Source organism: Nocardia ninae NBRC 108245 (genome assembly GCF_007990755.1).
GTDB lineage: Bacteria > Actinomycetota > Actinomycetes > Mycobacteriales > Mycobacteriaceae > Nocardia > Nocardia ninae.
Map to the genome: position 1 here is coordinate 1 of NZ_BJXA01000203.1, position 513 is coordinate 513.

Here is a 513-nt window from a genome sequence, read left to right on the forward strand (position 1 = left end):
CCGGCGCTGGTGCGCCAGGCGACCGCGCTGACACTGGCGCTGCGGCGCTGCGGGATCAGCACGCCATGGCCACCGAAGGCGGCCACCGAGCGGATCACGGCGCCGAGATTGCGCGGATCGGTGATGTTGTCCAGCGCCACCAGCAGGGCGGGCTCCGGCGTATTGCGGACCTCGGCGAGCAGGTCGTCCGGGTGGGCGTAGCGGTACGGCGGCACCTGTAGGGCGACGCCCTGGTGCAAACCGTTGGCGCTCAACCGATCCAGGTCACCGCGCGGCACCTCGAGAATGGAGATGCCCGCGTCGGCGGCCATCTTCACGCTCTCGGTCAGCCGCTCGTCGTTCTCGGCGCCCAGGGCCACGTACAGAGCCGAGGCGGGCACGCCGGCGCGCAGGCATTCGACCACCGGGTTGCGACCGAGCACCATCTCCGGGCTGTCGTCGTCCTTGCGACCGGCCGCCCGGCCCGCGCTGCCCCGGGGACCACCGCCACCCTTGGCCGCGGCCTTGGCGGCA

General features: G+C 73.1%; 1 protein-coding gene. It reads right to left on the bottom strand.

The features are described 5' to 3' along the window. Positions 1-513, bottom strand: a 513-nt coding sequence (locus NN4_RS44685; protein WP_147144485.1) for a TrmH family RNA methyltransferase, incomplete at both ends; no start/stop codon positions are given.